Source organism: Arthrobacter sp. Leaf337, assembly GCF_001423745.1.
GTDB lineage: Bacteria > Actinomycetota > Actinomycetes > Actinomycetales > Micrococcaceae > Arthrobacter.
This window is the reverse complement of the sequence record NZ_LMPC01000012.1, coordinates 832,654-844,225: the sequence shown is the minus strand read 5'-3', so window position 1 is coordinate 844,225 and position 11,572 is coordinate 832,654. Positions and strand designations below refer to the sequence as shown.

Sequence of the window (11,572 nt, the reverse complement as noted above, 5' to 3'; positions counted from 1 at the left end):
ATGTCCCGTCTCATCTAAGTTGGCCCCCGAAGACCCCGGTATCTCGCGGTTGGGCCAACTGTAGTGAGACAAATTTTCATGGTTTGTCTCACTACAGTTGGCCCAAAACAGGTGAATCCGGGGTGCGGGCCGTTTGGGGGTCGCGGCTGGCGGCGGTGGTGTCATGTGCGGCCAGTCTTCGGGCTGTTCTTTCCTCTGTTATCCAGTGCCGGAGCGGGTCGCCGGAGCCTTGGGGTATCCAACCGTCGGTGATCTGTCGGCTGATTCTTTCCAGGAAGGGAGTCAGGTTCCGGGACAGTGCCAGGGCCTGCCAGTGTGGCGAGGCCAGGGCGGAGGTCAGGTCGACGACGGCGGGGTAGAGGGCTGCGGCGACGGCTGATTGGCGTGCTTGCTGTGGACTGTTGCCCCGCGAGGCCAGCGCTGTGTAGCGCTGGTCGAAGGAGGCGAAGTGTCCGAACTGCTCGTACCACCGCCAGTTGATCAGGCTGGAGGCTTCGAAAGCTTCCAGCACGGCTGGTCTGCCGAACCTGATGATCAGATTCCGGTGGTGCCGGTGCGCGGCGAGGATCCCGGGGCAGGTGTCCAGCCGCATCTGGGTGCCCGTGCCGGCGTTTCCGTCGCCGGTCCAGAGCCGGTGGCGGGGGCAGAGGACGCGTTCGTGGGTTGTATGGACGACGACGTGGTTGCCCGCGCCCCGGCTGAGGGTGCAGCGGGAACACGCGATTCGGGTAGCCCTGCATGCCGGGCGGCCTCCGGATTCCGGGAGAAGGGTGCCGGCGCTGAGCTGGGGCATGGCCAGGATCAGGGTCCGTATGGTGTTTCCTGACAGGATGGCCAGTGTTTCGGGCCAGGATCTGCCGGTGCGGTTCCGCAATTGACGGACGGCGCCGTAGCCGGTGTGGTTCGCCGTCTCGATCCTGCGGATGAACGACGGTGTTGTCTCGTCCGGGTATGGCCGGGTTTTCCGCGGCAGTGGACGGAGTACCGGGATGTCCAGGGGGCCGGTCATCGGGTGGCCCGTTCAGGATTTCCGGGGCCGGGGGCTGACGGTTTCAGCGGCGTGGTCGAGGTTGATCGTGCCCAGCAGGTCGCGGTCAATTTTTTCGGTGCCGGTCAGGATGGCCATGATGGCTGCCTGCCGGATCAGGTGGGAGAGGCTGCTGATGCTGCCGCCGGTGCGGTGGTGCAGGTACTGGGCCTGGGCGGTGAGGGTGTTCGGGGCGTGCTCGTGCAGGCGGAGGCCGTTTTCGAGGGTGGCGACGAGGGCGTCCCATTCTTCGGTAAGCGGGAACGGGCCGGTGGTCATCAGTACGGACCTGGCGGAGATTTGCCGGCCCCGCAGTCCGGTGAACAGGCCGGAGTTTTCGACGTTGATGCCGGCGTAGACGAAGGTGGCGGGCATGTGCTCGGTGAAGTATTTGAGGTGATCGGACATGTCTTCGCCGGCGCTGGTGGCCAGGTTCAGGTTGTGGATCTCGTCCACGATCACGAGGTCGGTTCCGGCGTTCGTGAGGACCTGGCAGACCGCGTCGGCGATGTCGGTCACGTTCTGCCGGGGGCGTTGGGGCAGTCCGAGGAAATTGGCGAATTCGCTGGCCAGTTTCCGCGGGGAACCCTTCGGCGGGGTGGTGATGTAGACGACGGGGATACGGTCCTGGTCGGGATACTTGCGCCTGATCAGCAGTTCGTGGGTTTTCCCCAGGAGTTTGATGGCCGTGGTCTTGCCGGAGGCCCAGGGACCGGAGACGACCATGCCGCGGCGGGCGCTGATTTCGCGCTGGTTGAGCATCATCAACAGCCTGCCCTGGTTGGTGATGGAGCGGACCGTGGAGGTTTCCACGGTGACAAGTTCGGAGTGGTAGCTGATGCGCTGCTCGTCGTAGTGTTCACGCCCGGAAGCGCCCAGCGCCGTGAGCGCTGCGGAATCGGGCATGTCGATCCCCGGTGCGACGGACGTGACGAAGCTGCGCCAGCCCTGCAGGGTGGTGGTCGGGGCCCTGCTGTTGCTGGGGAGTTCGGCTGTCACCACCATGTCTCGGCCTCCTTGTGCGGGTCATAGACCTTCAGCGGGATGATCTTTGCCAATTTGGTGGCATCCATTTCCTGTTCCTCCGGTGGCTCACCGACCGGGTCGGGCTGCGGGGATTGCTGATCGAGGTAGGGGCGTGGGCGTTGGGCGCTGATGGCGGCCGCGTTGCGGGCTGCGGCCCGCTGGTCTTTGCGGTTTCTCTTCCGTGGTTTGGCCGGTGGTGAGGCTTTGTCGAGGATGTTGTCCACGGCGGTTTTGATCTCGTCCTCCGAGGGGCTGGTGATGCCCCGGCCGGCCACGATTTGGCGGCCGTAGTTCCAGATGTCGTCCCCGAAGGGTTGGGGAGAGGCGGAGAGGTGCCGCCAGTAGGCGGTGATCCAGCCGCCGTCGTGGTGGTTGCGGATCCAGACGCAGCCGGCGTCATAAGGGTCATACCTGACCTCCCACAATCCGTTGAGGGCTTTCATCCCGGATTTCTGGCCGCGGTAGGGGTTGAGCTCAGCGGTGTCGTAGACGCGGTGGCGTATTTTGACCCCGTAGCTGTTAATGACCCTGGTTTCCGCGGGCATGAGTTCCAGGTAATCCTCCGCGCCGAAGGGGACGGGGACGTAGCCGCTGACGGCCAGCAGGGCCGCGTACTTTTCGTTCGGTGTCAGCACCCGGGACGGGGTGAAGGGGTCACGAAGCCCGTCGTGGGGCCGGTTCTGCCAGCCGGTGACGATCCATTCATCGAGCAGGTCCTGGATCTCCGGCAGCGAGAAGACGGCCTGGTGCTCGGCGTTCTTGCCGCGCCGCTCGACCGAGGAACCGAGATAACCGGTGACGTACTGGGCGAAGAGCGTGCCGATGGACTGCAGGGTCCGTTCAATGACGGGCTTGTCGGTGGGCGTATCGGGGCGGGCCGGCTGGAGGCTGATGCCCTGGCTGCGGCAGGCGCTCTTGAACGTGTTGGAGAGGTAGGCCTTGCCGTGGTCGCAGACGATGGTTTCTGGCACGATGACCGGTTTGGCGGCGGACCCTGCGAGGCGTTCGTCGATGGATTTCATCGACCGGTAGGGCAGCGCGGAAGCGGCCATCGACGCCGCCTGCGCCCACCCGGGGCGCATCAGCTCGGGGGTCAGGCAGCGGGCGAGCAGGAGGGCCGCGTCGACGGCCTTCGTGGCGGGCCGGACAACGGCGGCAGGGATGCTGCGGGTCGCGATGTCGACCATGGCGGTCAGTTCGACGCGGCCGATGACGCCGTCGTCGAGTTCGACGGCGATATCCAGGGCAGTGGAGTCGATCTGCATCAGCTCCCCGGGCCTGACCGGATAGACGGCACCGAAAGGGCCTTCGGGCTGCTGTGCAAGGGTGCGCCTGGTCCGGGCTGACCCGGTGGCGTGGCGTCCCTCGGCGAGTTTGCCGATAAGGCGGTGGAAGGTGGCCCTCGACGGCAACGGAACAATGTCCGGCCCGTAGGCGGCTTCGAGTTGCTTGCCCACTTGGCGCATCAGGCGGTCCGTGGTTCCTGAGGACTGATGGGTGTTGGCCTCCAGCACTGAAAGAATGGCGTCAACAACGCGCTGGTCCGTCCGGCCGGCCAGGGGCGTTTGGCGGATGAGCCTCCGGTCAACCAGCCCAAGGACGCCCTCTTTCTCATAGGCATGGCGCAGTCTCTGCAGCGAGCCGATGCTCATGGTTTCGCCCAGATCCTGAAGCTCCGCCAGTTTGGCTTGCTCACGTTGCCGCAACGATGTGCGTGCGACGTCGAAGGTCCTTTTGGCGGGCTGGCCCGGGTCAGCGTTGCAAGGGACACCGTCCAGAACTTCGGTCATGTGGCCTTCCATCCACCGCGCTTTTTCCTGCACGTCGGTTGGCAACGAGTCGAACAGCATTGATGGGCCGGTGATCCGCCGCCGCGTTGGCCGTGTTCCCACGATTCTGAAGGTCTCATCGGCAAGGAGCGACCCGACCTTGATGGCGACGGGTGCTTCGCCGGCAACGGCGAGCATGACGACGTCGCCGTCAAGGGCCGTGAGCCGGTAGATGACCCCGCGGAGCTCAACGTCATCGCCGAGGCTCAAGACGGCAGGCCGGACGGTCATGGCGCCTCGCCTTTCAGCCAGACCACAGTGTCCAGATGGAGGACCCGGCGGCTCAGGTCTGTGCTGATCTGTTGCTTCCACAGCAGGTGGAACAGCGGTGCCAGGGCTGCGAAAGCGTCGCCGGTTGTGGCCGCCAGGTCACCCACCGACACCGGGCCGTCCTGGGCGAGCCTGTCCAGGAGCATGGCTGTTGCAGGTGCCCGAAAGTATCTTGGATGCCGGTATCCGGCCAGCCACCGCAGATTCGCCAGGAAAACTGGAGGTAGTCCGCCGAGGCGCCTGTAGGCCCAGCCGACGGTGGCGCACAGGTCCTCGGTCGCTTGAAAAACCTCTTGATCAGGCGGAGTCACCCTGCCGTCGGGCCGCACATCGATCACGACGGCGGATCCATCCGCGAGCCGGATGAAGTAGTCCGGCACATGTGAACGCTGGGGGAGTGAGGTGGACAATGCGATGCGGAAGGGTTGGGACGCGATCCCGGTGACGTTGGGGTCGAAGTCCAGCGACATCAAATTGTCGCGTTCGCACCAGGACTCGAAGCCGACGTGGCGCTGGTTCGTGGCGCACCACCAGAGGCCGGCAAAGTTGTGTTGTCCCTTGAAGGCCGCCGGGCGCCGGATCGGCAGAGAGTTCTCAAACGGGACCATCCAGGACTCGGCAAGAAGGCCAGTCCTGGGTGCAGGGGAATACCGCCCCCTGAAGGTCAGGGTGCCTGGAGCAATATCGCGTCCGGCACGAGCCTCGGACGCCGCCGCAGCGTGTCCCATGCCTTAACTGTAGTGAGACGAAACCGGCTGATGCCTTAAGTGAAGTGAGACACGCCGCACCAATGCCTTAAGTGTGGTGAGACAGAAACCGCCAATGCATCATCTGTAGTGAGATTGCCTCAACTTAGATGAGACAGGACANAAGTGAGACACGCCGCACCAATGCCTTAAGTGTGGTGAGACAGAAACCGCCAATGCATCATCTGTAGTGAGATTGCCTCAACTTAGATGAGACAGGACACCAGGCCACTGGTTCGCCACGAAACGATATCCCCGAATAGCGACTGCACTAAGACAACACCAGGATGAGCCGGCTTAGGCCCGAACGACGAAACGTCCGTTATCGGCGTTGAAACCACGGGAGTGGAAGTAGATGCGAGAACTCCCGGGCTAGGGCGAATTGGACGTTCACGCTGGTCAGCCGGGTTTTCCTAGGTGCATGCGTGCCTCACGCAGGTGGCCGGGCCTGCCTCTAAATCGCTTGTGGCTGTCGGTTTCCTGCATCTAATGCAGGTTTCCACGCTGCGCGTGGGTTTCAGGCGCAGCAGGTCAATGTGGCCAGTTGTGCAGTCACGGCTTTGGTGGTTCGTGGCGTATCCCCCGTGGCCAGCAGGTCCAGGAGTGCACCTCGAAGGACTGCCAGGGCAAGCGTCCTTTCGGTTTTGCCCTGTTCGGTGTCGCGCACCGCTGGATGTTGCGTGCTGGCCAGAAGGCTGAGCCAGTCCTGGACGGTGTCGCGCCCGAAGTCTGCCCACGGCCCGGCCGGCTCGATGAGCGAACGGGCGTAACCTTCCACCCAGATTGTCAGGACAGGCCGCCTCTCTGGAGCGGAAATCCAGAGCCACAGCTCCCCGACCACGGCCTTAAGGTTCCCGCCTGGCGTGCTGGATCGGTCTTTGAGTTTGGACAGCAGCGAGACCTCCTCGGCCCGCGCACGGGCCAGCAGCGCGCGGATCAGACCATCCTTGCTGCCGAAGAGAAACAAGAGTACGCGGGGACTTGAACCGATCTCCGCCGCCAGGGGTCGGAGTGAGATATCTGTCAGCCCATGCTGGAGCACGTAGGCGTATGCCCGTTCGAGCAGTTCGTCGCGCCGCGGTGATGCAGTTGTCTTCTGGTCGGTCATGCGCCTAGTCTAGGTTACTGAAACGATTGTTTCAGTAACGTCAAGTGGGTGGAGAACCGATGGCATATGAGTCCCGTGTTGTGATCCGGCCCTTGGGGCAACCTGGAGATCTCGGCTGGGTGGTGATGGCGCACGGAGAAGTGTATGCACGGGAATTTGGCTGGGATACAACCTTCGAGACGCTTGTGGCGCGAATTGTTGCCGACTACGGCGCCGACCACGACCCTCAACGTGAGGCAGCCTGGATCGCGGAGATCGGTGGGCAGCGGGTGGGGTGCATCTTTTGCGTGAAGGCCGATGAGGAAACTGCGAAATTACGAACCCTGCTCGTTCATCCCGACGGCCGCGGACAACGGCTCGGGGGACGATTGGTGGACACTTGCATGGACTTCGCCCGCTCCGCCGGGTATCGCCGCATGACTCTATGGACCACCAATGTTCTTGGGTCGGCACGGCAAATCTATGTGGACCGGGGATTCCGACTGGTCCAAGAACAACCAGAGCACAGTTTCGGCACAGATCTTGTCAGCCAAACCTACGCAAGTGACTTATAGCACCCGGTCCTGGTCGCTGACCAGGCCTACTCCCGGCCCTGGAACACCCGTGCATGCCAGTTCAAAATGGGTGGGAGAGCGGTAAATCAGGCTTCTTGTTAACGCCCTATGAGTGACCTGGCAGCAGGCGGTGGGACTGCCTGGAGGTCGCCGTCGATACTATAGATCGTTTCCAAGCTGTCGGTGAATCTGGTGATGTCCTCAATCGTGATGTTGATGAAGGCTGACCGATTCTTTAGGTGCAGGAAGAGCTCTGTCGACGGCCCCGCAGTAGTGGGCGCGGAGAGGACCAACAACGGTCCCAGCCGCTAAGAGCGGCGGGTTGTTTCTACACGCGCTTCCTGCGTCAAAAGCGTCAAATAGTGCATCGGCCGTTTTGCACGCCGTCGACACGTACGCTTTTGCTGTGCAGGCCTACTGCCGCCGCAAACCACGCTGCCGCTGAGGTCCGACGTCGGCACGGCGACGACTTGGAGGCTCAGCGAGCCCAGACCCCATTTGTCCAGACACCATCTGGACAAATGGGGATCTGCTTCACCCGGGCCTCACTCAGGCCCCCGAACATCGGCCATCCGCTATGCCCCGCAGCGTCTCCCAGTTCCTGAAGACACTCCCAAAGCCATGCCCGTATCTCCGAAAACCGACTTTGGCCAAGAAGCCGACAGTTTAAATGAGACGCACGGCGTGCCCCAGGCTGCCTCATTCAAGTTGTCAATTAACAACCAAATCCCTACGAGGGCCTTCCAGAAGACGGCCCGCATCGAAGGTCCCTCCTCAAGGGAAGCATTGCTCGGCCCGATCGGCCACGCTGATACTTAGATGGATGGCGGCGTGGTCGGGCGGGCGTGGACACACCGCTGACTAGACCGGAGTTCGACGATCCAAAAGCTGGACTGGGACAAAGTCAGGACCCGTTGCGCACGATGAACTGGCCGGAGTTGATCGTGAACTGATCGGCGAAGTTCGTCTCGCAGAAGCCTGCCGCGAGTGCCTCGACAGGGCTCAACGTCGAAAGAGCGAACGCGGCGGTGTCCGGTGGAGCGTCCTTTTCGTTCCCGCCGTCCGTGACACGAACAAGTATTGTTCTCCCGACGGTCCCGTCCGGGCCCCGGGTGACCGTACCCACGACAACGGCGCGGTTGGCGTCGGCGTTGACGCAGAATGCTGCAGCCTCGAAGTGTACGGCCACGTTGTTGCTTGGCGCATCAGAGACGGATATCGTGCCGGACGCGTCGGCTCCGATTCCAGGGGTCGAGTCAGTTGCGCTGGCCCGAATCGTGGTGTCAGTGAACGATTCCGTCGCCTGAGCGTGAAAGGTGCCTTGTCCCAGGACTTGGTCAGGGACAGCGGCGTTGGCTGGGCCGTTTACGGCCGCAACGATGATAAGCGCTGTGACAGAGATCAGCAGGCGATAGAAGAATTTGCGCATTTTAGGGTTGCTCCATTCCCGTCGGAGAAGTGCGTGTTTGAGGCCGTGCCACAGGAATGCGGCGAAGGCATTTACCATGCATTACGGGACAATGCCCTGACTGCCGCGTTTACTGCACGGCTCTGTGCAGGGAACCTGAGGGTCCCTCCACAGCCTTTGGTCGATGACCTTAATCGGCGCGCGCACCACAACGAAAACCACAGGCTCAGCTGCGGGACGGAGGGCAGGCACTAGCTGGATTCAAAGCAGGTGTTGGGCCCGGGACCCAAATGGAGCATATCCCCAGTACACCGGCCAGGCGTGTCAATTACTCTCGAAACATCGTTCCTGCCGCATGCAATCAAGAATTGTTTGCGTGCGGCAGGAACGAATCGGAACAATGCCGGATCGCGCCACGCCAATGGCTGGCGTGTGCGGTCGCATTCGCCGCCGCGCTCCAGGGAGTGCGGTCGCTTTTGAAGGCGTGACCGTCGTTATTACGCCGGCACCGGGAAGTCGTTGTCCTGATAGAAGAAGGTTGGATCAAAGAGAGGCACCTGAGGCGGCAGGAGCTTGAAACAAAGCAGATCGTCCCCATTGCGATCTTCAGCGCGAATCGCGTCTTCGAAGCCCACGGTCGCAAACTCGAGAACGTATTCTACCGTTTTCGTCTGGAAGCCGGTCGGACAGCCTGTGCCGTTGGCGGGGCGGACAGCGTTCGCCGGTGCGGCAAGGCCGATCGTTGCCGCAGCGGCGATAGTGACCGCAGCGGTGGCTATTTTGAGTTTCATTTTCAATGCCTTCCGAGTAGGAGACCGGTTTGTATCCCCCCAGACCGTCCAGCATTGCTGACCAGAATTACAAAGGCAGGTACGTTTCGCGACTGCCTTTGAACGGTTCAGCGGCTTAGTGGACGAGGCTACTCTTTCGCCCATTCAATTTCTATATTTTTCTTGAATTCTTTCTCGGCTTCATCATCGGTCGCAGCGTCTCGCCATAAGTTCTATAGTCTCTGCGGTGAGTCCGGGCTAGGCTACAGACTCAGAATGGCACTTCAGCCAGGAACAAGTGTTGTGAAGGCAGGACTGCCTGCTAACGGATGCGGCCCACGGGGGGACCAATGGCTGAGGAGCACCATGATGATCTGATCATGCAATCGCTGCTGCTCGATGAAATCGGGCAATCGGTCATCGGCATGGACGCGCAGTTCAGGATCACGTACTGGAACCGCGCGTCGGAGCGGCTCTACGGCTATAGCCAGTCGGATGCCCTGGGGGCAAGGATCACCGATCTTGCCATCGTCGGCGGCACTGAACCGCCAGGCCCGGGTGCCACCATCCGGGAGATAGCGGACACCGTTGCCCGCGGCCGGGACTGGGCCGGCGAGCTATGGATGCGGCACAGGACAGGCCGGGACTTCCCGGTCCATGCCACGGTCAGCCCGATCCGCGGCCGGCACACGGTCCCCGTGGCGGTCGTGGCGATCTCGAAGGACATCACGGACCGCAAGCACAGTGAGGCGATCCTTCGCCGGCTCTCAGCGATGGTGGAGTCTTCAGGGGATGCGATCATCGGCGCTGACCTGGCCGGCACCATTACTAGCTGGAACGCAGGGGCCACCCGCATGTTCGGTTGGAGCTCCCGGGACGCCATCGGACAGAGCTATCGCCTGCTGACGACCCGGGACGATGCCCTTTTCGACACCACAGTCGCGGCACGAATCGGCAGCGGGACCTTCGTCACAGGCGTAGAAGCGCGTTGGCGCTGCAAGGACGGATCGATGATCGACGTGGAGTTGACGGTCTCTCCTGTGTACGACCCGGACGGCGCCCAGGTTGGCGCCTCCGCCATCGCCAGGGACATCACCGAGATCCAGCGGCTGAAGGCAGCAGCCGCAGCCGAGCGCGAGCGGCTCTTGGCCGCGCAGGAAATGGCCCACGTCGGAAGCATCGAATACACCGTCGAGACCGGAGAAACCTGGCACTCCAAGGAGTTCTCCCGGATCATCGGACGGCAGGAGGACGCCTCGGACTCCCGGGAAGCCATGCTCGAGCTGACCCATCCGCAGGACCGGGATCTGGTTCGCGAAATCTGGAAGAGCCTGGACAACGGTGCTGACACCGCGGATTTCGAATACCGGATCATCAGGGCAGACGGCGAGAAACGGTGGCTGCATTCACGGATCCGGAGCGTGAAGGGCCCGGACGGGAACCCCATCCGGTTTCTCGACACCGTCCTGGACATCACTGACCGCAAGGACGCAGAACAGATCCTGGAGTGGCGGGCCCGCCATGACGCCCTGACGGGTCTGCCGAACAGATACATGATCACCGAAGTACTCCAAGGCTGCCTTGAACGCTCCTCCCGGCCCGTGGTGATGTTCGTCGACGTCGACCGGTTCAAACTGATCAACGACGGCATCGGCCACGGAGCCGGCGATACGATCCTGATTCATCTCGGAGAACGGCTGAAGGCGGCGGTAAGAACCGGCGATACCGTTGCCCGGTTCGGCGGCGATGAATTCGTCATCGTCTGCGAAAACCTCATGATGCGCGGCGCCAAAGTGCTGGCCGAACGGATCCGGGAATCCACCCGGCGCCCTTTCGAAGTCGACAATCGGCAAATCTACCTCAATGTCAGCGTCGGCATCGCCCTTGCAGGCGACGACGATACGGCCGAACTGATGCTCCAGGGGGCTGACTCAGCCATGTACAGGGCCAAATCAGCCGGCGGTGACTCCTCCGCGTTCTACGACGTGCGGATGACCGGACGGGCAGCAGGGCGACTTGACCTTGAATCCGACCTAAGACTGGCCCTGGGCCGCGGAGAGCTTTCCCTCAACTACCAGCCCATCATGGACCTCTCCACAGCATCCCCCGTCGGCTTCGAGGCCTTGTTGCGGTGGCACCATCACGAGCACGGCCTGATCATGCCGGATACTTTCATTCCCATCGCCGAGGAGACCGGGCTGATCCTTCCAATCGGCACCTGGGTGCTCCAAGAAGCCCTCCGCCAAGTACAGCGATGGCGCACGGACGTGCCAGGCGCAGGAGACTTCTCCGCTGCCGTGAATATTTCCGGACGCCAGCTCCTCGCCAAAGACTTCCCCGACGTCGTGGAAGGGGCCATCCTGTCTTCGGGCATCGCCCCTGCCGCCGTCGACCTCGAAGTCACCGAAACAGTGCTCATGAAACAGCCGGACTTGCCCAAGGAAACCCTGCAACGGCTCCAAAGCCTCGGCATCGGGCTCTCGATCGATGACTTCGGTACGGGGTATTCGTCCCTGAGCTACCTCCGATGGCTCTCAGCCCGGACCTTGAAAATCGACCGCACCTTCGTGGACGAACTGGGAAGAAACCCCCATGGCGCGACCATTATCGAACTGGTACTCGGCATGGCCGGCAGCCTGAACCTCGACGTCATAGCAGAGGGCGTTGAAACCAGCGACCAGCTCTCGGAACTCCGCCGGCTTGGCGTGCGCCTCGCCCAGGGCTTTCTATGGAGCAAACCCCTCCAGCCGGAATCCGTTCCGGCATGGCTGACGGCCCTCGCCACCGAGGTACCCGGACGGGAACCGGCACAACACGCACCCTAACCGCTCCGG

At 62.5% G+C, this 11,572-nt stretch carries 9 protein-coding genes; 2 read left to right on the top strand and 7 right to left on the bottom strand.

Going from position 1 to position 11,572, the window contains the following annotated elements; genetic code table 11:
• Positions 1 to 91: 91 nt before the first annotated feature.
• From ASF98_RS13105 to ASF98_RS13085, 5 genes are all read right to left on the bottom strand, one after another.
• Entirely contained in the window at positions 92 to 1,009 is a 918-nt protein-coding gene (locus ASF98_RS13105) for a hypothetical protein (protein WP_055802356.1), read from the bottom strand.
• Positions 1,010 to 1,021: 12 nt separating this feature from the next.
• On the bottom strand, positions 1,022 to 2,032 hold the full coding sequence (locus tag ASF98_RS13100) for a TniB family NTP-binding protein (protein WP_055802354.1): 1,011 nt from the start codon (positions 2,030 to 2,032) through the stop codon (positions 1,022 to 1,024).
• On the bottom strand, positions 2,023 to 4,113 hold the full coding sequence (locus tag ASF98_RS13095; protein ID WP_082506821.1) for a Mu transposase C-terminal domain-containing protein: 2,091 nt from the start codon (positions 4,111 to 4,113) through the stop codon (positions 2,023 to 2,025). Before ASF98_RS13095 ends, ASF98_RS13100 begins: the two co-directional genes overlap by 10 nt.
• On the bottom strand, positions 4,110 to 4,880 hold the full coding sequence (locus ASF98_RS13090) for a TnsA-like heteromeric transposase endonuclease subunit (protein WP_200939345.1): 771 nt from the start codon (positions 4,878 to 4,880) through the stop codon (positions 4,110 to 4,112). The genes ASF98_RS13095 and ASF98_RS13090 overlap by 4 nt, the downstream gene beginning before the upstream one ends.
• 535 nt (positions 4,881 to 5,415) lie before the next feature.
• Entirely contained in the window at positions 5,416 to 6,006 is a 591-nt protein-coding gene (locus ASF98_RS13085; protein ID WP_055802351.1) for a TetR/AcrR family transcriptional regulator, read from the bottom strand.
• A gap of 59 nt (positions 6,007 to 6,065) precedes the next feature.
• Here ASF98_RS13085 and ASF98_RS13080 point away from each other — a divergent pair, with 59 nt between their 5' ends.
• Entirely contained in the window at positions 6,066 to 6,560 is a 495-nt protein-coding gene (locus ASF98_RS13080) for a GNAT family N-acetyltransferase (protein WP_055802349.1), read from the top strand.
• Positions 6,561 to 7,464: 904 nt separating this feature from the next.
• Here the strand turns inward: ASF98_RS13080 and ASF98_RS13070 are convergent.
• Both ASF98_RS13070 and ASF98_RS13065 read right to left on the bottom strand, forming a co-directional pair.
• Positions 7,465 to 7,989 carry a hypothetical protein gene (locus ASF98_RS13070; RefSeq protein ID WP_055802345.1) on the bottom strand — a complete coding sequence of 175 codons (525 nt, stop codon included), beginning with the start codon at positions 7,987 to 7,989 and terminating at the stop codon, positions 7,465 to 7,467.
• 476 nt (positions 7,990 to 8,465) lie between these two features.
• Complete coding sequence (locus ASF98_RS13065) at positions 8,466 to 8,759, bottom strand: hypothetical protein (RefSeq protein WP_055802343.1); 294 nt, start codon at positions 8,757 to 8,759, stop codon at positions 8,466 to 8,468.
• A 329-nt stretch (positions 8,760 to 9,088) separates the two neighbouring features.
• On the opposite strand from ASF98_RS13065, the gene ASF98_RS13060 reads away from it, so the two are divergent.
• Positions 9,089 to 11,563 carry a sensor domain-containing protein gene (locus ASF98_RS13060; protein WP_055802341.1) on the top strand — a complete coding sequence of 825 codons (2,475 nt, stop codon included), beginning with the start codon at positions 9,089 to 9,091 and terminating at the stop codon, positions 11,561 to 11,563.
• Positions 11,564 to 11,572 lie beyond the last annotated feature (9 nt).

Coding starts and splice junctions, on each gene's coding strand:
- ASF98_RS13105 (WP_055802356.1), bottom strand. CDS start 1,009: ATGACCGGCCCCCTGGACATCCCGGTACTCCGTCCACTGCCGCGGAAA.
- ASF98_RS13100 (WP_055802354.1), bottom strand. CDS start 2,032: ATGGTGGTGACAGCCGAACTCCCCAGCAACAGCAGGGCCCCGACCACC.
- ASF98_RS13095 (WP_082506821.1), bottom strand. CDS start 4,113: ATGACCGTCCGGCCTGCCGTCTTGAGCCTCGGCGATGACGTTGAGCTC.
- ASF98_RS13090 (WP_200939345.1), bottom strand. CDS start 4,880: ATGGGACACGCTGCGGCGGCGTCCGAGGCTCGTGCCGGACGCGATATT.
- ASF98_RS13085 (WP_055802351.1), bottom strand. CDS start 6,006: ATGACCGACCAGAAGACAACTGCATCACCGCGGCGCGACGAACTGCTC.
- ASF98_RS13080 (WP_055802349.1), top strand. CDS start 6,066: ATGGCATATGAGTCCCGTGTTGTGATCCGGCCCTTGGGGCAACCTGGA.
- ASF98_RS13070 (WP_055802345.1), bottom strand. CDS start 7,989: ATGCGCAAATTCTTCTATCGCCTGCTGATCTCTGTCACAGCGCTTATC.
- ASF98_RS13065 (WP_055802343.1), bottom strand. CDS start 8,759: ATGAAACTCAAAATAGCCACCGCTGCGGTCACTATCGCCGCTGCGGCA.
- ASF98_RS13060 (WP_055802341.1), top strand. CDS start 9,089: ATGGCTGAGGAGCACCATGATGATCTGATCATGCAATCGCTGCTGCTC.